General features: G+C 68.7%; 17 protein-coding genes. 10 read left to right on the forward strand and 7 right to left on the reverse strand.

Translation table 11 applies throughout. The features are described from left to right. Positions 1 to 12 precede the first annotated feature (12 nt). From KBY95_RS09050 to mscL, 3 genes are read left to right on the forward strand one after another with little or no spacing between them, the layout of a single operon-like run. Positions 13 to 1,824 (forward strand): MBL fold metallo-hydrolase, encoded by a 1,812-nt coding sequence (locus KBY95_RS09050; RefSeq protein WP_254964645.1) that lies wholly within the window; start codon positions 13 to 15, stop codon positions 1,822 to 1,824. Next, positions 1,797 to 2,957, forward strand: a complete 1,161-nt coding sequence (locus KBY95_RS09055) for a PQQ-dependent sugar dehydrogenase (RefSeq protein WP_254964646.1) — start codon at positions 1,797 to 1,799, stop codon at positions 2,955 to 2,957. The genes KBY95_RS09050 and KBY95_RS09055 overlap by 28 nt, the downstream gene beginning before the upstream one ends. Before the next feature lie 48 nt (positions 2,958 to 3,005). Next, positions 3,006 to 3,398 (forward strand): large conductance mechanosensitive channel protein MscL, encoded by a 393-nt coding sequence (gene mscL / locus KBY95_RS09060; protein WP_254964647.1) that lies wholly within the window; start codon positions 3,006 to 3,008, stop codon positions 3,396 to 3,398. Here mscL and uvrB read toward each other — a convergent pair. Genes uvrB through KBY95_RS09075 form a run of 3 tightly spaced genes read right to left on the reverse strand, consistent with a single transcriptional unit; the run spans position 3,395 to position 6,676 of the window. Continuing rightward, the gene (gene uvrB, locus KBY95_RS09065; protein ID WP_254964649.1) at positions 3,395 to 5,404 is read right to left on the reverse strand and encodes an excinuclease ABC subunit UvrB; all 2,010 of its coding nucleotides are present in this window, start codon (positions 5,402 to 5,404) and stop codon (positions 3,395 to 3,397) included. The two genes, mscL and uvrB, sit on opposite strands and share 4 nt — an antisense overlap. A gap of 51 nt (positions 5,405 to 5,455) precedes the next feature. Continuing rightward, positions 5,456 to 5,878, reverse strand: coding sequence for a phage holin family protein (locus KBY95_RS09070; protein WP_254964650.1), 423 nt, complete (start codon positions 5,876 to 5,878; stop codon positions 5,456 to 5,458). Positions 5,879 to 5,905: 27 nt separating this feature from the next. Beyond that, the gene (locus KBY95_RS09075; protein WP_254964652.1) at positions 5,906 to 6,676 is read right to left on the reverse strand and encodes a DUF561 domain-containing protein; all 771 of its coding nucleotides are present in this window, start codon (positions 6,674 to 6,676) and stop codon (positions 5,906 to 5,908) included. A 23-nt stretch (positions 6,677 to 6,699) separates the two neighbouring features. On the opposite strand from KBY95_RS09075, the gene tilS reads away from it, so the two are divergent. Both tilS and KBY95_RS09085 read left to right on the forward strand, forming a co-directional pair. Then, positions 6,700 to 7,731, forward strand: coding sequence for a tRNA lysidine(34) synthetase TilS (gene tilS, locus KBY95_RS09080; protein ID WP_254964653.1), 1,032 nt, complete (start codon positions 6,700 to 6,702; stop codon positions 7,729 to 7,731). Further along, complete coding sequence (locus KBY95_RS09085; RefSeq protein WP_254964655.1) at positions 7,724 to 8,434, forward strand: hypothetical protein; 711 nt, start codon at positions 7,724 to 7,726, stop codon at positions 8,432 to 8,434. Before tilS ends, KBY95_RS09085 begins: the two co-directional genes overlap by 8 nt. 60 nt (positions 8,435 to 8,494) lie before the next feature. Here KBY95_RS09085 and KBY95_RS09090 read toward each other — a convergent pair whose 3' ends face one another. From KBY95_RS09090 to KBY95_RS09100, 3 genes are all read right to left on the reverse strand, one after another. Then, the gene (locus KBY95_RS09090; protein WP_254964657.1) at positions 8,495 to 10,507 is read right to left on the reverse strand and encodes a ribonuclease J; all 2,013 of its coding nucleotides are present in this window, start codon (positions 10,505 to 10,507) and stop codon (positions 8,495 to 8,497) included. A gap of 76 nt (positions 10,508 to 10,583) precedes the next feature. Continuing rightward, on the reverse strand, positions 10,584 to 11,513 hold the full coding sequence (gene dapA, locus KBY95_RS09095; RefSeq protein ID WP_254964658.1) for a 4-hydroxy-tetrahydrodipicolinate synthase: 930 nt from the start codon (positions 11,511 to 11,513) through the stop codon (positions 10,584 to 10,586). Next, positions 11,510 to 12,592: an aspartate-semialdehyde dehydrogenase gene (locus KBY95_RS09100; RefSeq protein ID WP_254964660.1), complete on the reverse strand. Its 1,083-nt coding sequence runs from the start codon at positions 12,590 to 12,592 to the stop codon at positions 11,510 to 11,512. The genes dapA and KBY95_RS09100 overlap by 4 nt, the downstream gene beginning before the upstream one ends. 203 nt (positions 12,593 to 12,795) lie before the next feature. Here KBY95_RS09100 and tig point away from each other — a divergent pair, with 203 nt between their 5' ends. From tig to KBY95_RS09120, 4 genes are all read left to right on the forward strand, one after another. Continuing rightward, entirely contained in the window at positions 12,796 to 14,277 is a 1,482-nt protein-coding gene (gene tig, locus KBY95_RS09105; protein ID WP_254964662.1) for a trigger factor, read from the forward strand. A gap of 156 nt (positions 14,278 to 14,433) precedes the next feature. Further along, positions 14,434 to 15,060, forward strand: a complete 627-nt coding sequence (gene clpP, locus KBY95_RS09110; protein WP_261353601.1) for an ATP-dependent Clp endopeptidase proteolytic subunit ClpP — start codon at positions 14,434 to 14,436, stop codon at positions 15,058 to 15,060. A 146-nt stretch (positions 15,061 to 15,206) separates the two neighbouring features. Next, positions 15,207 to 16,580 (forward strand): ATP-dependent protease ATP-binding subunit ClpX, encoded by a 1,374-nt coding sequence (gene clpX / locus KBY95_RS09115; RefSeq protein WP_254964664.1) that lies wholly within the window; start codon positions 15,207 to 15,209, stop codon positions 16,578 to 16,580. A 104-nt stretch (positions 16,581 to 16,684) separates the two neighbouring features. Then, complete coding sequence (locus tag KBY95_RS09120; RefSeq protein WP_254964665.1) at positions 16,685 to 17,416, forward strand: lecithin retinol acyltransferase family protein; 732 nt, start codon at positions 16,685 to 16,687, stop codon at positions 17,414 to 17,416. On the opposite strand, the gene KBY95_RS09125 is transcribed toward KBY95_RS09120, so the two are convergent. Continuing rightward, on the reverse strand, positions 17,407 to 18,126 hold the full coding sequence (locus KBY95_RS09125) for a sulfotransferase family 2 domain-containing protein (protein WP_254964666.1): 720 nt from the start codon (positions 18,124 to 18,126) through the stop codon (positions 17,407 to 17,409). The genes KBY95_RS09120 and KBY95_RS09125 overlap by 10 nt on opposite strands. Positions 18,127 to 18,418: 292 nt before the next feature. Between KBY95_RS09125 and KBY95_RS09130 the strand changes: the two genes are divergently transcribed. Further along, positions 18,419 to 19,258, forward strand: a complete 840-nt coding sequence (locus tag KBY95_RS09130) for a hypothetical protein (protein WP_254964667.1) — start codon at positions 18,419 to 18,421, stop codon at positions 19,256 to 19,258. The last annotated feature ends 24 nt before the right edge of the window (positions 19,259 to 19,282 follow it).

Raw genomic sequence — 19,282 nt, forward strand, 5'->3', positions numbered from 1 at the left:
CAGGGTGACGGCATGCTGGTCCGGTTCTGGGGAACCCGGGGTTCGATCGCCAAACCCGGCCCCGACACCTTCCGCTTCGGCGGCAACACGTCCTGTGTGGAGGTCCGCTCCGACACCGGCACCCTGCTGGTGATCGACTGCGGCACCGGCGCCCACGGCCTGGGCCAGGCCCTGATGCAGGAGCGCCCCGACGGCATGGAGGGGTCCCTTCTGATCAGCCACACCCACTGGGACCATATCCAGGGCTTTCCCTTCTTCGCCCCCTTCTTCGCCCCTGGCCACGCCTGGGACGTCTACGGACCCAGCGGCCTCTCGGGCAGCCTGCGCAGCGTGCTTTCCGGCCAGATGCAGCACGCCTACTTCCCGGTCACCCTCGACCAGTTCGCGGCCACGATCCGGTACCACGATCTGGGCGTCGGCACCTTCCGCGTCGGCGACGTGACGGTGACGACCCACCACCTCAACCATCCCGCCCTCACCCTGGCCTACCGGCTCCAGGCCGATGGGGCCACGGTCGTCTACTGCTGCGACCACGAACCCCACGCCGCCGAGCTGGCCAGCGGCCGTGGCCCGGTGTCCGGCCCCGACCTGCACTACGCGGAGTTCATCGAGGGGGCCGACCTGGTGATCCACGACGCCCAGTACACGGCCCTGGAGTTTCCGGCCAAGCTCGGCTGGGGCCACAGCTCGGTGGAGTACGCCGTGCGCCTCTGTGAGGAGGCCGGGGTGGCCCGGCTGGTGCTCACCCACCACGACCCCCTGCGCAACGATGCGGCGATCGACCTGATCCTGGCCCGGGTGCACGCCGATCTGGCCGACCGGGGCTCCCCCCTGGAGGTGATGGCGGCCTCGGAGGGGCTGGTGCTGCGCACCTCCCCCAGCGAAGGCCCCGGCGTCGAAACGAAGGCTGGCGGAGGCGGAAGCCAGGCGGAGACGCCCAGTGGCCCTCCGGCCCTGGTGTGGGTGGCGGACGGGGACCTGGAGGCGGCCCTCACCACCGCCCTGCGCCTGGAGGGCCTGCCTTTCCGCGTGGCTGGCGATGAATCGCAGCTGCTCGAAGCCCTTGAGCAGCAGGGGGCCTCGGTGCTGCTGCTGGAACCGGTGACCCATCCGGACGGGCCCGGTCTGACCCGCCGCCTGCGGGAGTCCCTGGGCAACAGCAGGGCCGAGACACCTGTGCTGATGCTGGCCGCCGAAGAGAGCCTGGCCCGGCTGGACGACCCCCTGGTCAGCGAGTGGCTGGTGCGGCCCATCTCCGAACGCTTCCTGCGCGCCAGGCTTCGGGCCTGGAGCCTGCGCACCCCCTGCCGCTGGCAGCGGGCCCGGCCGCCGGGGGATGAGGAGCGGCGCCTGCGCCGCCTGGGCGAGCTGGGCCTGCTGGACACGGAGCGGGAGGAACGCTTCGACCGCCTCACCCGGATCGCCGCCGCTGCCTTCGACGTGCCCATCGCCCTGATCAGCCTGATCGATGCGGAGCGGCAGTGGTTCAAGTCTTGCCACGGCCTGGCCACCGGCCAGACCTCCCGCGATCTGGCCTTCTGCGCCCATGCGATCGCGCAGAGGTCGGATCTGCTGGTGGCGGACACCTGGCTCGATGACCGCTTCGCGGATAACCCGCTGGTGCTGGGGGAGCCGCGCATCCGCTTCTACGCCGGCTCGCCCCTGATCCTCGACGACGGCACCTGCCTGGGCACCCTGTGTCTGATCGACACCCGGCCGCGCCAGCTGAGCAGCACCGAACTGGCCCTGCTCCACGACCTGCGCGACCTGGTGCTGCTGGAGATCTCCCCCACGCCATGGCCCGTCGCCGTTCACCGATCCTGAACGGGCTGGCGGCGGTCCTGCTGGTGCCCGCCCTCGTGGGGGGCTGCCAGCCTGCGGCCGTCTCCGCCGCGGTGCGCAGCGTGCCGGTGGTGAGCGGCCTGGAGCACCCCTGGGCCGTGGCCTGGCTGCCGGACGGCGACCTGCTGATCACGGAGCGGCCGGGCCGGCTGCGCCTGGTGCGGGGCGGTGTGCTGCAACCGGAGCCGATCCGGGGCGTACCGGAGGTGCTGGCCGCCGGCCAGGGGGGCCTGCTGGATGTGGCCGTGCATCCCGACTTCGCCACCAACCGCTGGATCTATCTCACCTATGCGGCCGGCAGCGCCGCGGCCAACCACACCCGGCTGGCCCGGGCCCGCTTCGACGGCCACGCCCTCACCGACCTGCAGGTGCTGTTCGCCGTGCCGCAACGGAAGGCAGACAGCCAGCACTTCGGCTCCCGCCTGCTCTGGCTGCCCGATCGCACCCTGCTGCTGGCCATCGGTGATGGGGGCAATCCTCCGGTCCAGCTGGAGGGGGCCCTGATCCGCCTCCAGGCCCAGAACCCCGGCAGCGCCCTGGGCAAGGTGGTGCGCCTCAACGACGACGGCAGCCCCGCCAGGGGCACCCCCTTCGCCGGCAGGCCCAACACCCTGCCGGGACTCTGGAGCCTCGGGCACCGCAACATCCAGGGCCTGGCCATCGATCGCCGCAATGGCCGGGTCTGGGCCAGCGAACACGGCGCCAGGGGTGGCGACGAACTCAACCGGATCGAGGCCGGGGTGAACTACGGCTGGCCGACGGTGACCCACAGCCGCGAATACTTCGGCCCCGCCATCGCGCCGGCCAGCAGTGCTCCGGGCCTGCGGGATCCGGCGCTGGTCTGGACGCCCGCCATCGCGCCCTCCGGCCTGGCGCTCTACGACGGCGATCGCTATCCGGGCTGGCACGGCGATCTCTTCGCCGGCGGACTGGTGTCGCAGCAGGTGCATCGGCTGCGCCCCAATCCGAAGGGCTCGGTGACACCACAGGAGGAGATTTCCGTCGGCGCCAGGGTGAGGGACGTGCGCCAGGGCCCGGACGGATTCCTGTATGTGCTCACGGACGGAGCCGGCGATGGCCAGCTGCTCCGGCTGGAACCCTTGGGACTGCGTTAGACCCTCCGGCCATGGGGTAGTAAAGGACATCCTGCACGAACGATGTCCATGGCCCGGCGCGCCGCCAGCTCCTTTCTGAGCGACTTCAAGGATTTCATCAACAAGGGCAACGTGGTCGATCTGGCGGTGGCCGTGGTGATCGGCGGTGCCTTCGGCAAGGTGGTCGATGCGATCGTCAGCCTGGTGATGACGAGCCTGCTGGAGCCGGCCCTGAAGGCGGCGCAGGTCGATTCGATCAGCGCCTGGCCCGCCGGGGCGGTGATCGTGGCCCTGATCAACTTCCTGGTGATCGCCTTCGTGGTGTTCCTGATCGTGCGGGCGATCGAAGCGATGAAACGCAAGGAGGAGATCATGGCCGCCGATGCCGGCCCCGATCCCCAGGCCGAACTGGCCGCCGCCGCCAACCGCCTGGCCGAAGCCCTGGATCGGCGCGCCCTTTAGGCCGCCGGCCGGCCCACCAGCTTCTGGCGCAGGTTCTTGATGCGATCGCGCAGGTTGGCGGCCTCCTCGAATTCCAGGCTCTTCGCCGCCACCTTCATCTTGTCCTCCAGCTGCCTGATCAGCTCGGGCAACGCATCGAGGGACACCGCGTTGTGCTCGGCCTGGTCGGCCGCCTCCTCCAGCTGGTCGTCACTGAGACGGCGTGAGAGCTCGAGGAAGGTGAGGATGGAGTTGCCCGCCCGCTTTCCGGCGGGGGTGGGCGTGATGCCGTGGCGCTCGTTGTAGGCGTGCTGAATCACCCGGCGCCGCTCCGTCTCGGAGATCGCCTTGGCCATCGAGTCGGTGAGGTTGTCGGCATAGAGCAGGGCCACCCCGTCGATGTGGCGCGCCGCCCGGCCGATCGTCTGAATGAGGGAGCGTTCCGCCCGCAGGAAGCCCTCCTTGTCGGCGTCGAGGATGGCCACCAGGGACACCTCGGGCAGATCGAGGCCCTCCCGCAGCAGGTTGACCCCCACAAGCACGTCGTAGGCGCCGTTGCGCAGATCCTGGATGATCTCGATCCGTTCGATCGAATGGATCTCCGAGTGCAGGTAGCGCACCCGCACCCCGTTCTCGGCCAGGTAATCGGTGAGGTCCTCCGCCATCCGCTTGGTGAGGGTGGTGACCAGCACCCGCTCCTGGCGATCGGCCCGCACCCGGATCTCACCGAGCAGATCATCGATCTGGCCCTCGGAGGGGCGCACCTCCACGATCGGGTCGAGAACGCCGGTGGGGCGGATCACCTGCTCCACCACCTGCCCCTGGCTCTGGGCCAGCTCCCAGGCGCCCGGGGTGGCCGAAACGAAGATGGTCTGCCGAGCCTTTTCCCAGAACTCCTCCCCCTTGAGGGGCCGGTTGTCGGCGGCGCTGGGCAGGCGGAAGCCGTGCTCGATCAGCACCTGCTTGCGGCTCTGGTCGCCGTTGTACATGGCCTGCAGCTGGGAGCAGGTGACATGGCTCTCATCCACCACCAGCAGCCAGTCGTCGGGGAAGTAATCGATCAGACACTCGGGCGGCGTGCCGGCCTCCCGGCCCGCCAGGTGCCGGGCGTAGTTCTCCACCCCGTTGCAGTAGCCCACCTGCTCCAGCATCTCCAGGTCGTAGGTGGTGCGCTGCTCCAGGCGCTGGGCCTCCAGCAGCCGACCCTGGCCGTTGAGCACCTCCAGGCGTTCGCGCAGCTCGGCCCGGATCGCCTGGATCGCCCCCTGCAGCCGCTCCTTGGGCGTCACGAAGTGCTTGGCCGGGTAGATGTTGATGGTCTCCAGGCTCTGGAGGATTTCACCGGTGGTGGGATCCACGTAGCGGATCGCCTCCACCTCATCGCCGAACAGCTCGATCCGCACCAGCCGGTCTTCGTAAGCGGGTCCGATCTCCAGCACATCGCCCCGCACCCGGAAGCGACCGCGGCTGATCTCGATGTCGTTGCGGGAGTACTGGTTGTTGACCAGATCCCGGAGCGAGCCGCGCAGATCGAGCTTGTCGCCCACCTGAAACTTCACGGCGGCCTTGAGGTATTCCGAAGGGATGCCTAGGCCGTAGATGCAGCTGATCGAGGCCACCACGATCACATCGCGCCGCTCGAACAGGGAGCGGGTGGCCGAGTGCCGCAGCATGTCGATCTCCTCGTTGATCGAGGCGGTCTTGGCGATGTAGGTGTCCGAGACGGGAACGTAAGCCTCGGGCTGGTAGTAGTCGTAATAGGAGATGAAGTATTCGACGGCATTGTTGGGGAAGAATTCCCGCAGCTCGTTGCAGAGCTGGGCCGCCAGCGTCTTGTTGTGGGCCAGCACCAGGGTGGGACGCCCCGTGCGGGCGATCACGTTGGCGATCGAAAAGGTCTTGCCGGTGCCGGTGGCCCCCAGCAGGGTCTGGAAGCGTTCGCCTCCATCCACGCCCTTCACCATCGCTTCGATGGCGGTGGGCTGGTCACCCTTGGGGACGTAGGGGGCGTGAAGCTGGAATGGCATCGGGCCATTCTGGCGTTCACCCCCGGGGAACGGCTCGGCGGGGAAAACCGATCAACCCAGGCCGGTGGTGGCCGCCATCGCGCGGGTGAGCGGCACATCCAGCCCCAGCCAACCCAGCACCAGGCTGCTCAGCACGCTGTAGGCCAGCGCGCCGAGGATGGCGCTGACCAGACCGTTCTTGAGCTGGAAGCCCTTGATCAACCAGGCGGCCAGGCCGAACAGGATGACCGTGATCAGCCAGTTGAACAGGAACGACACCGGGCTGATGATGCCCCCCAGGGAGGTGACAGCCCAGATCGGCCCGAGAATCAGCTTCAGCGGCCAGATCAGCAGCGTGCCCAGCAGACCGATGACGACGGCCGACAGGAGGGCGACCGGGAAGCTCGCCATCTCCACCCCGAGGGGCAACCGCGCCACCAGGAGCAGGATGAGGGCCCGGATCGGCCATTGCAGGAGCCAGGCAAGCGAGCCCATGGGAGGAAATACAGCAGCCCGATCAGTTTACTGAGCCCGTTCACCGTGAACCACAGCCGCCGCTTGCATCGCTTCCCGCAGGGCACGCACCACCGCCACCATGGCGAGTTCATCGTCGAGGCGGTTGACGGCGGAGCCCACGCCGACACCGGCGGCACCGGCGGCCAGGGCCATCGGCACCGTGACGGCCGAAAGTCCGGAGGCGCACAGCACCGGCACCGGCACCGCCCGGCTGATGGCATGGGCGGCCGCCAGGGTCGGGGCGGCCTTTTCGATCAGTCCCAGGGCGCCGGCACTGAGGGGACGGGAGCTGGTTCCGCCCTCGGTCTGAATCAGATCGGCGCCCGCGGCCACCAGCTCCACCGCCAGCCGTTCCTGGGCAGCGAGGGGCAGGGTGTGCGGCACGGTGACCGACAGCACCGTCTCCGGCAGGAGCTCACGGGTGCGGTGGGTGAGCGCCAGCACCTCGTCGGCACCGAAGACGCGCCCCTGGGGATAGAAGCTGTCGTAGTTACCGATCTCCACCATGGCCGCGCCCGCCTCCACGGCTGGAGGGAACAGGGCCGGATCCACCGCCGAGACGCAGATCGGCAGCTGCGGTGCCAGCCCATGGGCCAGACGCACCAGGGCGGGCTCACAGGCCAGATCCACCAGGTCGGCGCCACCGGCGGCCGCGGCCCTGACCACCTGCCGCACCCGGGCCGCGTCGAAGTTATCCAGTCCGGCGATGACCTTCAGCGTGCGCCCCTGGCGGATCGCCTGCTGCAGGGCGGTGGGCAGGCTGGAGAGGCGGGTCATCGGCGGGCGGACGGAAGCGTGACGTGATTCTCCCACCCGACCCAAGTCAGCCGCGGCGGCCCTGGGGCAGCGACCAGACGCGCCTGCACCGCCACCTGCTGCGGCACCCCGACCTGCTGCCGGCGGGGGGGTCCCTGCTGCTGGCTGTGTCCGGTGGGCAGGATTCGATGGCCCTCGTCACCCTGCTGCTCGACCTCCAGCCTCTACATGGCTGGCGGCTGCAGCTGTGGCATGGCGATCACGGCTGGCGCCCCGACGCCGCCGGCCAGGCCGAGGAACTGCTCGCCTGGGCCCGGAGTGAGGGACTGGCCCTGCAGCTTGATCGGGCCGAGCCTGTCCCGCTCAGCGAAGCCGAGGCCCGGGACTGGCGCTACGGCCGCCTGGCCGAGGCGGCGCTCCGCTGGCAATGCACCCACGTGGTCACGGGCCACACCGCCAGCGACCGGGCCGAAACGGTGCTGCTCAACCTGGCCCGGGGCAGCCACCTGCAGGGCCTCTCCAGCCTGCGGGCCAGCCGCCCCCTGGGCCCGGAAGCCGGCGCCCTGCGGCTGGCCCGCCCCCTGCTGGTGTTTGATCGCGCCGACACCGGCCGCCTCTGCCGGGAACGAAACCTGCCGGTCTGGGAGGACAGCAGCAACGCCGACCTGCGCATCGCCCGCAACCGACTGCGCGCCGAGGTGATGCCGGTGCTGGAGGCGCTCCACCCGGGAGCCAGCCGGCGGATCAGTGCCCAGGCGGAGCGGCTGGAGCAGCAGTTTGAAGCGGAAACGGAGCTGCTGGAGCTGGCCCTGGGGGCCCTGGAGGCCGAGGGGACTCCCGGTCGGCTGCAGCGCGGTCGGCTGCTCAACCTGGCCCCGGCCAGCCAGCGGCGTTTGCTGCAGCACTGGCTGCAGCGCCACCTGGGCAGCCCCCCGGGTGCGAAGAACCTCGAAACCCTGGTGAGCCGGTTGGGCCGCGGGGGGGATCCTGGCCGCCTGGATCTGGCCGGAGGATGGCAACTGCACTGGGATCGCAGCACACTGTGGGTCCGAACTCCTGACGTGCTCCATGGCTGAGACCACCGCCAACGAAGCCGCCCAGCGCTACGCGGTGATCGAGCAGGCCTACTCCAAGGAGCAATGGGCCTCCGTGTTGCAGGACGGGGAGGAGCTGCTGCAGCAGCTGCAGTCATCGGACAACACCCAGGTCGTCGGGCTGCAGATGCGGCTGCAGCTGCTGCTGGGTCATACCCACCTCTACGGCTACACCGACAAGACCGCCGCCTCCGTGTACTACGGGGCCGTGGCGGAGCAGAGCACTGAAGCCGCCCTCACCAAGATCGCTGCCCAGGGGCTGAAGCAGTGCGCGATCGAAGAAGCGCCCGCCGCGTCGGCCGCGGCGGTCAGCCTCAGCGAGGCCGTCACGCCCGCCTCCGGGGCCCCCGCCCCGGCAAGCAGCGGCCCTGCGGCCCCCTGGCTGACCCAGCCAGGGGGCCCGACGACGGCGGCGGCTTCCGCCACCGCAGGGCTTCTGGAGGTGTTGCCCACGGAGCAGACCCCGGCGGCCACGCCTGCCGTCACACCAGCCGCCCCCTGGAGTGAACCGTCGTTGATTCCAGACGTGGTGGAGGAGCCCGAACTGATCGAACTGCACCAGGCCGACCCGTCCCTGGCCGAGGAGGTGGAACTCTCCTGGAAGGAACCGGCCCCCGCCAGGGAGTCGGAGGACACCGCGGACGCGGACCTGCTCAGCGGCCTGATGCTGGTCAGAATCAGCTGAGGTCCTGGAAGACCTTCCGCCGGGGCTCTGGAAGGGCCCCGGCGGAAGGCATCGGGGCGATCAGCCCGCGGAGGCGGCGGAGCGACGGCGGCGGATGCGGCCGGTGGGTTCCGGCTCCTCCGCGGGGGCCTTGGTGACGGCCGCAGCGGCCGGGGCCGGAGCGGCCATGGTGGTCGCCGGCGCCGCGGAGGCGGCCGTCACCAGCTGGCGCTGGGGCACGGCCGGCGCCGCCTGGCGACCACCGCCGCCGCCATCCCGGCGGCCGCCGCGGGGCGCCGGCCGGGTGTCGGGTTCGGCATCGGCCCGGCCCTTGTAGGCCGGAGTGCCGGCCGGGGCCGGCTGGACCAGGCAGATGATCAGGGGATCCACCTGCAGCTCGCGGCGCAGCCGGCGCTGCAGGCCCACCTCCACCTCCCGCTGCACACCCACCCAATCCACATCCGGAGCCTTGCCACCGGTGTTGCGGGCCAGCTGGTTCCAGCGGTTCTCCAGCACCCAGGTGATCTCGCGCTCCGCCCAGACCGACAGCTTGCGGGCATCGGCGGCGGTGACCACACCGCGCAGGTTCACCCGCGGCGGTGCCGCCATCACGCCGTCGGTGGTGATCACCGCCAGCAGGGTGATGACGCCATCCTCGGCGAGCTGCTGGCGCTCCTTGAGCACCCGGGCATCGACGATGCCGTTGCGGGAAGCATCCAGCAGCTCGATGCCGGCCTTCACCGGCTCACCCTTGTTGATGGTGTCGGGGGTGAGTTCGACCACGTCGCCGTTGTCGATGATCAGAATGTGATCGGCCGGAACCCCCATCGACTGGGCCGTCTTGGAGTGGCAGACGAGCATGCGGTGCTCGCCGTGCACGGGCACGAAGAACTTCGGCTTGGCCAGCGCCAGCATGAGCTTGTGATCCTCCTGGCAGCCGTGGCCGGAGACGTGGATGCCCTCGCCCTTGCCGTAGACGACCTTGGCGCCCATCATCATCAGCCGGTCGATGGTGTTCACCACCGAGATGGTGTTGCCGGGGATCGGGCTGGCCGAGAAGATGATCGTGTCAGTGGATTTCACCTGCACCTGGGGATGTTCGCCGCGCGAGATGCGGCTGAGGGCCGCCAGCGGTTCGCCCTGGCTGCCAGTCATGAGCAGCAGGGTTTCGCGGTCGGGCAGGTCGCGGATCTGCTTGATGGGAACGAACAGATCATCGGGGGCGCGCATGTAGCCGAGCTCCCGGGCCTTGGCGATCACGTTGAGCATGGAGCGGCCCAGCAGACCCACCTTGCGCCCGTTCTTCATCGCCAGTTCGAGAATCATCGACACCCGATGAATCGAGCTGGCGAAGGTGGTGATGATCACCCGGCCGTCCGCCTGGCTGATGTGGCGATCCAGATTCGGGAACACGGACCGCTCCGGCGGAGTGAACCCGGGGATCTCGGCGTTGGTGGAATCGCTGAACAGGCACAGCACCCCCTGCTCGCCGTAGTGGGCGAGGCGCTGGATGTCGAACGCCTCCCCGTCCACGGGGGTGTGGTCGAACTTGAAATCGCCGGTGAAGATGATCACGCCGACGGGCGTGGTGATGGCCAGCGTGAAGCTGTCGGCCATCGAGTGGGTGTTACGGATGAACTCCACCTTGAAGTGCTGGCCGACATGCACCACATCCCGGGGACCGACCGTCTGGATCGTGGTGCGGTCGGTGACACCAGCCTCCTCCATCTTCCCCTGCAGCATCGACATGGCCAGACGGGGGCCATAGATGATCGGGATGTTGAAGTTCTTGAGGTGGTGGGGAATGCCGCCAATGTGATCTTCGTGGCCATGGGTGACCACCATGCCGCGGATGCGCTTCTGGTTCTCGCGCAGGTAGCTGGTGTCCGGCATCACCACGTTGACGCCGTGCATGCCATCGCTGGGAAACGCGAGGCCGGCATCGACGAGCATCAGCTCATCGCCGTATTCAAAGACGCAGGTGTTCTTGCCGATTTCGTGCAGGCCGCCCAGGGGAATGACGCGCAGGCCCTGGTGCTTGGCTTTGGCGCCGTTGCCGGAGCGGACGATGGGATTGACGTTCTGACTGGACATGTAGGAAACGGAAGGGTTGACGGTGGGAAGGAAAGGGAGACGGAAGCGGATGTGACTCTGGAAATCAGCCTTGGCGTCAGGTGGGACGCAGGGCGGCCAGGATCGAGGAAAGGCGTTGGCGCACGTCGGTATCGGCGGAAAGGAGGGGAAGTCGGGGGGCACCCACCGGCCAGCCGCTGATCTCCAGGGCGGCTTTGACGGGGATGGGATTGGTGGTGCAGAACAGGGCCCGGCACAGGGGCAGCAGCTGCTGGTGCGCGTCGAGGGCGGCAGTGACGTCGCCGCTCAGGTGGGCCAGGAGCATGGCCCGGATCCTGGGGCCCACCAGATGGCTGGCCACGCTCACCACACCCACCGCGCCCACCGCCAGCATCGGCAGGGTGAGGGCGTCATCGCCGCTGTAGATCGCCAGGCGGTCACCGCAGAGCTCCCGCAGCCGGCTGACCTCTTCGGTGGTGCCGCTGGCGGCCTTGAAACCCACCACGTTGGCCTGATCCAGCAGGCGGGCGGTGGTGTCCGGCGCCAGGCTGCAGCCCGTGCGGCCCGGGATGTTGTAGAGCATCAGCGGCAGATCCGGCGCGGCCTGGGCCACGGCCCGGAAATGGGCTTCCAGCCCCTCCTGGGGTGGTTTGTTGTAGTAGGGCACCACCACCAGGGCGCCATCGGCCCCGAGGGCGGCCGCCTCGCCGGTGGCTTCCACCGCTTCGGCGGTGCAGTTGCTGCCGCTGCCCGCCAGCAGGGTGGCACGCGTGCCCACCGTCCCCTTCACGGCGGCGAAGAGCTCGTGCTGCTCCTGCCAGGTGAGGGTGGGGGACTCGCCGGTGGTGCCACACAGCACCAGCCCATCGGATCCCTGGCTGACCAGATGGTCCGCCAGCCGTGCCGCCAGCTCCAGATCGACGGCACCGTCGGGCTGGAAGGGGGTCACCATGGCGGTCAGCAGCCGACCGAAGGGGGCCTCGGGGGAAGGGGCCGTGCTCGGCGCCCGCAGGGTGGCCGTGCTCAAGCGGCACCTCCCGGCGCCGGAGACACCGCGGTGGGTTCGCGCAGGAGTTCGGCGATCTGGATGGCATTGAGGGCGGCACCCTTGCGGATCTGGTCACCGCAGAGCCAGAGCTCCAGGGCCCGGGGATCGCTCAGGTCCTGGCGGATGCGGCCCACGGCCACCGCATCGCGGCCGGTGACATCGGTGGGCATGGGGAAGCGGTTGGTCTCGAAGTTCTCGATCAGCTCGACCCCGGGGGCGGCCGCCAGCAGGGCGCGGGCCTCGTCGACGGGAAAGGGCTCCTCGAATTCGATGTTGACGGCTTCGGAATGGGCCCGCAGAACGGGCACCCGCACGCAGGTGGCCGTCAGGCGCAGCTGCGGCAACCCCATGATCTTTCGGGTTTCGTGGAGCATCTTGAGCTCCTCCTCGCAGTAGCCGCTGGGCTCCAGGGGCGAGTTGTGCAGGAAGAGGTTGAAGGCCAGCGAATGGGGCAGCACGTCGCTCACCGGCTCGCCGCCATCCAGCACGGTGCGGCTCAGCTGGCGCAGTTCCTCCATGGCCCGGGCGCCGGCCCCGCTGGCCGACTGGTAGGTGCTGATCACCACCCGTCGGATGGGGCGCCTGGCCGCCAGGGGAGCCAGGGCCAGCGTCAGCAGGATCGTGGTGCAGTTGGGGTTGGCGATGATCCCTCCGTGGGCGAAGGCCGCCTGGGGATTCACCTCCGGCACCACCAGGGGCACGGCCGGATCCATGCGAAAGGCACTGGAGTTGTCGATCACCACCGCTCCGGCCGCCACCGCCACCGGGGCCCACTGCCTGGAGACGGAGCCGCCGGCGGACGCCAGCACCAGATCGACACCGTCGAAGGCCCCAGGACCCACCGGCTGTACCCGGATCCGCTCACCCCGCCAGGGGAGATCCTGGCCGGCGGAGCGGGGGGAGGCCAGCGGCACCAGCTCCGCCACGGGGAAACCGCGTTCCTCCAGCAGGGCCAGAAGTTCCTGGCCCACGGCTCCCGTGGCGCCGAGGATGGCGATGCGCAGGGGCCGGGAGGGCAGCTGGCGCGGAGGGGAGGACAGGGTCGCTGAGACGGTCAACGGGGGGAAAGGAACAGGTGGCGGGAGGGGTCGGAAAGGGGACTGCGGAAACGGGACCCTGAAACAAAACCACCGACCAGGGGCCGGAAAGGAGTGTTCAGTTGGGGATATGGGCGCGCCGTTGCGTCGACCGCACAATACGTGGCTGGGGCCCGAAACGGCCAGTTTCTAGGATGGGGGGCTGACCCGAGCGAACCCGTTTCATGAGTCCTGCCGCCAGCACCGAAGCCAACCTCCGGGTCACCACCTCCCCGCGTCCTGGAAGCCGCCTGGCCGTGGAGGTCGCCGTGCCTGCGGGGCGCAGCCAGAAGAGCTACGACGCCGCTCTGGAGAAGCTGAGCCGCAGCGTCAAGCTGCCCGGCTTCCGCAAGGGACGGGTGCCCCGACCGGTGCTGCTGCAGCAGATCGGACCCCTGCGGATCCGCGCCACCGCCCTGGAGGACCTGGTCGATGCGGTCGTGCGGGAAGCGATGCAGCAGGAGGCCATCGAGGCCATCGGCCGGCCCGAACTCAACGAGGCCTTCGAGCTGGTCCTGCAGCGCTTCACCCCGGGCGAGGAGCTCACCATCACCCTGGAGATGGACGTCGAGCCGATCCCCACCCTGCGCAGCACGAAGGGCTTCACGGCCGAAGCCGAGCCGGTGGCCTTCGACCCCGCCCGGGTCGACGAGCTGATCGAGCAGTCGCGCCGCCAGCTGGCCACCCTGGTGCCGGTGGAGGACCGGGCGGCCGCCGAGGGTGATGTGGCCCAGATCGCCTTCAGCGGCAGCTTCGTCGACAGCGGCGAGGCCATCGAGGGCGGCAGCAGCGAGGGGATGGAAGTGGAGCTGGAGGAGGGCCGCATGATCCCCGGCTTCGTGGCCGGCATCATCGGCATGGCCGTCGGCGACAGCCGCGACGTGACCTGCCGCTTCCCTGACAGCTACCCCCAGGAGCAGGCCGCCGGCCGGGAGGCCCGCTTTGCCATCACGCTGCTGGAGCTCAAGACCCGGGAGCTTCCCGCCCTCGACGATGCCTTTGCCCAGCAGGCCAGCGACAAGCCGACCCTCGCCGAGCTCCGCGCCGACCTGGAGCAGCGCCTGCGGGAGGATGCCGAACGCCGCCATCGGGCCAACCGCCACGAAGCCCTGCTGTCGGTGCTGGTGGAGGAGCTGGAGGTGGAGCTGCCCGAGACCCTCATCCAGCAGGAGGTGCGCAACCTGATCGAACAGACCGCCGGTCAGATCTCCCAGCAGGGCATGGACGTCAAGAAGCTGTTCACCCCCGATCTGGTGCGCAGCCTCATGGACACGTCCCGGCCCGAGGCCGAGCAGCGCCTGCGGCGCAGCCTGGCGCTCAAGGCCCTGGCCGCGGCCGAGACGATCGAGGTGGCTGCCGCCGACCTGGAGGCGAAGCTGGCCGAGATCCGCCAGGGCCTCAGCGACAGTGCCGCCATCGACCAGGAGCGGCTGCGGCTGGCGGTGGCCGAGGACCTGCTGAAGGAGAAGCTGCTGGAGTGGCTGGAGGCCAACAGCACGATCACCGACAAGGCACCGGTGGCTGAGGAGGTCACAGACGCCGGCGACGCCGCCACCGAAACCACCGCAGACGCGCAGCCGAAAGCGCCGAAGGCAGCGACCAAAACGAAGAAGGGAGCCGCCGGCGCCGGGGGCGGCAAGGCCCAGGGGGACGGTGCCCAGCCATAGATTGAGGCCACTCCCCCCGTCCGCCAGCGAATCCGCGTGATCGACGCCCCCTCGCCCCTGATCCCCGACTGGCTGCCCGCCGCCCTGGCGGGCCCCACGGGAACGCGGCCCCACCCCGTCAGCAACCTCTGGCACGGGCCGCGGCCCTGGAACGGCCTGGCCGATGGGGGCCCCTCCGCCGCACCGGGGGTGTTGCCCACGGTGGTCGAGCAATCGGGCCGCGGCGACCGGGCTTTCGACATCTATTCCCGCCTGCTGAGGGAGCGCATCATCTTTCTCGGAACCGGCATCGACGACCAGGTGGCTGATTCCCTGGTGGCCCAGCTGCTGTTCCTCGAAGCCGAGGACCCCGAGAAGGACATTCAGATCTACATCAACTCCCCGGGCGGTTCGGTGACCTCGGGCCTGGCCATCTACGACACCATGCAGCAGGTGGCCCCGGATGTGGTGACCATCTGTTACGGCCTTGCCGCCAGCATGGGGGCCTTCCTGCTCACCGGCGGTGCCCACGGCAAGCGGATGGCCCTGCCCAATGCCCGGATCATGATCCACCAGCCCCTCGGGGGCGCCCAGGGACAGGCCGTCGACATCGAGATCCAGGCCCGGGAAATCCTGTTCCTCAAGGACACCCTCAATGGGCTGATGGCCGAGCACACCGGCCAGCCGCTCGACAAGATCGCTGAAGATACGGACAGGGACTACTTCCTTTCACCGGCGGAAGCGGTTGAATACGGACTTATCGACCGGGTGGTCGATGACGCCCCAGCCCCTGTCGTCCCCTAGGACGTCGCCCCTCCACCGCCCTTCCACCGCCGGTCCGAACCTCAGGAACGACTGACAAAACGACGGCTGGGGTCGATCCTGGGGGCCGGGCCTCTCCAAACCCCCTCCCCCGGGCGACCAACGCCGCTCCCGCCGCCTCCTCGCCGATGGCCAAGTTCGACGCCCATCTGAAGTGCTCCTTCTGCGGCAAGTCCCAGGAACAGGTGCGCAAGTTGATCGCCGGACCGGGCGTCTACATCTGCGACGAGTGCATCGATCTCTGCAACGAGATCCTCGATGAGGAACTCGTCGAACACCACGGCCCGGGGCCCCAGGGCAGGCCCGCCGTGGATGGGGGCCGCAAGGCTCCGGCCAAGAAGGCACCCAAACCCGCCCCCACCCTGGCCACCATCCCCAGGCCCCAGGAGATCAAGGCCTTCCTCGACCAGCAGGTCGTGGGCCAGGAGGAGGCCAAGAAAGTGCTGGCCGTCGCCGTCTACAACCACTACAAACGCCTGGCCTGGCAGGGGGACGGCAAGGGCGAGACCGACCAGACCGCCACCCGCCTGCACAAGTCCAACATCCTGCTGATCGGACCCACGGGCTGCGGCAAGACCCTCCTGGCCCAGTCCCTGGCGGAGATGCTCGACGTGCCCTTCGCGGTGGCCGATGCCACCACCCTCACCGAAGCCGGCTACGTGGGCGAGGACGTGGAGAACATCCTGCTGCGCCTGCTCCAGAAGGCCGACCTCGATGTCGACCAGGCCCAGCGGGGCATCATCTACATCGACGAGATCGACAAGATCGCCCGCAAGAGCGAAAACCCCTCGATCACCCGCGACGTGTCCGGTGAGGGGGTGCAGCAGGCCCTGCTCAAGATGCTGGAAGGCACCGTCGCCAACGTGCCCCCCCAGGGGGGCCGCAAGCACCCCTACCAGGACTGCATCCAGATCGACACCAGCCAGGTGCTGTTCATCTGCGGTGGCGCCTTCGTGGGTCTGGACGACCTGGTCCAGAAACGGATGGGCCGCAACGCCATCGGTTTCCTGCCCGCCGATGGCCGCACCCGGGTGCGATCCGGCAAGGACAAGCAGTCCAGCGAAGTGATGCGCCACCTCGAACCGGAGGATCTGGTGCGTTACGGCCTGATTCCCGAGTTCATCGGCCGGCTGCCGGTGAGCGCGGTGCTCGAACCCCTCGACACCAGTGCCCTGGAGGCGATCCTCACCGAACCGAGGGACGCCCTGGTCAAGCAGTTCCAGACCCTGCTCAGCATGGACAACGTGCGGCTGGAGTTCGAACCCGGGGCCGTCGAGGCCATCGCCGCCGAGGCCCATCGCCGCAAGACCGGTGCCCGGGCGCTGCGCGGCATCGTCGAAGAACTGATGCTTGATGTCATGTACGACCTGCCCTCCCGGCGGGATGTGCAGACCTTCACCATCACCCGGGAGCTGGTGGAGCAGCGCAGCAAAGCGAAGGTGCTGCCGATCAGTGCCGCCGCCGACCTTGACGGCCACCGGGGCGAACAGGCCACGGCCTGAGGGCGCCACCGGCTGCGGGGCCACGGAGCGGCCATCCGTACCGGGAGGCCTGCCGATCCAGCACCGCGGCGGCGCGAAGCTGAACCCTTCCGCGTTGCCTCGCCTTGGCTGCCGCCGATCACCTGCAGGCTCCCCGCCAGCACGGCCTGTTTCTGCACCATGGCATCGACCTGGGGGACGGCACGGTGGCCCACTATCTGGAGGGAAGGGAGATCCTGCGCAGCCCGCGGACGGACTTCAGCCGGGGCGAGCCGATCAGCACCGTCGCCTACCCCGAGGGGAGTTGTTCCGCGGTGGGCGTCACCCTGCGGCGGGCCATGGGCCGCATCGGCGAGCAGCGCTACAACCTGCTGTTCAACAACTGTGAGCATTTCGCCCACTGGTGCAAGACCGGCCGGCACCGCAGCGCCCAGGTGGAGGACTGGCTGCACACGGGCAGCCTCGGCGCCCTCGCCCTGGGCCAGTTCGTGCCCGCCGCCGTGCTGACCGGGGCACGGGTGCTGCTGCGCCAGGGCCAGTCCCTGGCGGAGACCCTGGCCACCGGGCTGGATCCCGAGCAGCTGGCCCGGGGCCGGGACCTGGCCAGGCGCAGCCTGGAGCAGCTCGACGGGGTGCGGCAGTGGCTGCAGGCACGCCTGGAGGAGGAGCTGACCCGGGCCGAACGGCGCTGGGGCGACGGCCACGGGGCGATCACGACGGGTGGCGAGGGCTTTGAGCAACTGCGCCTCGCCGGGCAGAGCCTGGCCGACCAGCTGGCCGCGGTGGAGGAAATGGAAGACAGGCTGCAGCGCCTGCTGGAGCCGGGCGCCACCGAACAGGACGCGGATCAGTCGTAACCAAGCGTCGCGAAATCCACGGCCCAGAGCTCCCTGATCCGCGCTTCGGCCTCCGGTTCGAAAGCTTGGCTGGGCGGGAGGTGATCGGTCCGGTTCATATGGGGCAGGGTGATCGCCAGGCCGAGGCGGGAGCTGACGCTGTGGCAATCGGCCTCGAGGGTCTCGAACCGGCCGATGAAATCGACGATCACCTTCCCATCCGCATCGCAGACATAGGAGGTCTGCAGCAGGGTCGGGGCCATCGCCAGGCCCCGATACCGGCGCAGATACTCATGGAGATGGTTCACGTCCTCCACCGTGTACCGCCGCCTGGCCGCGGGCGCTCCGGAACCCAGCACCGCCTGCAGCCGCGGAGCCGTCGCCACGGCCCGCCCCTGCTCAAGCCTGTGGAGCAACCTGCGGAGCCGCCTGGGACGCCCAGCCGCCTGGGGAAGGCGGGCCCGAGGGGTCAGGTTGTAGGTGTACTGGGACGTGAACCAATCCAGGGGATGGCGCACAAAGACGAACTTGAAGCAGGAGTCCCAGATCTCCCTGGGCAGGAGCGAACGGAGGATGGCCGGCGGGATGTGCTTGTTGGCCCAGAGGCCCGTCAGACCACCGTTGAGACCAAGGAGATCGGCGAATGGACCGAACTGATCTTCGATGGAGGTCGTTCCCGTTTTGCCGTTGGAGATAAAAATGAACCGCTTGCTACGGGAGATGATCGCCACGGGGTGTTGTGTTCTCTGCCAAACTTGCCGTTCACCCTACATCCTTGAATGCGCACTTACGTCCATTCCATGCCTGGATCCTGACGCCTCTTTCCAGCATCGGGCAGGGGCCAGCTACTTCGGGCAGCACTGAAGATCAAGCATGAATCAGAGACCTGATGTAGGGTGAAGGGACGTTCATCCTCAAGGATGCGTGAAGAATCTCATCATCACCTCTTCCTTCAACTATCACCCAAAGCAGCTTCTCCCTTTTCTCGAGTCAGCTCACCGCGCCTGCGGGTACGCCGATGTGGTGATGATCACCACATCGGCGGATGTGGGCCGCTATGGGGGACTCAGCGAACGGTATAGCAACCTGAGATTTTTCCTGATTCCTGAACGGACACCATCCCGACAGGCCGACGAGGTCACGTCTTTCCGCCAGGCCCGCAAGCTCCTGAAGACATACAAGCACATCACGATGTTGCTGCTCAAGAGCAAACTGGGGTTGAAGCCGATCATTCGCCGCCAGAGGCCGTCGCTGCTTGGTCTCAGCCTCATCAATGTCCATGTGTGCATCCGCCGGTATTTCGCCGCTCGCGATCTGCTGGCCGCCAGTGTCAATGAAGACATCGGCTCGGTTCTGCTGGCTGACGTGCGGGATGTGATCTTTCAGTCCGATCCCTTTGAACACGTCACCTCCGGACGGTACACGGGCGACGAGATCCTCAAGGTCAAGGACTGCCCTTCCAATGCCATCTGGATCAAGGCGGCCTACGGAGACGACATCTACACCAGGCTCGCCGAAAAGGTCTCCGTCTGCTCCGGGGTTTCGCTCGGAACGCTGGCCCCCATGCAGGACTATCTCGAGGCCTTCTGCCAGGAAACCCTTCGGGTGATGCAGGACAAGTGCCTGGACACCCTGCCGGTCTGGGACCAGGCCTTTCACATCAAGATGCTGCTGCTGGACCACTTTCCCTTCCAGACGGTGCCCTGGAATGGGTTTCTGGCCACCGTCGCCCAGGCGGAAGCTGAGCATCTGCGCGTGAATGCCGACGGGCTCGTCGAGGTGGATGGCCGGGTCCCGGCGATCCTGCATCAGTACGACCGCCATCCGCCGATCCAGGAGCACATCCACGCCACCTACCGCTGATGCGGCCGACGGCGGCCCGCCTTA

This window comes from Cyanobium sp. Aljojuca 7A6 (genome assembly GCF_024346455.1).
Taxonomy (GTDB): Bacteria; Cyanobacteriota; Cyanobacteriia; order PCC-6307; family Cyanobiaceae; genus Cyanobium.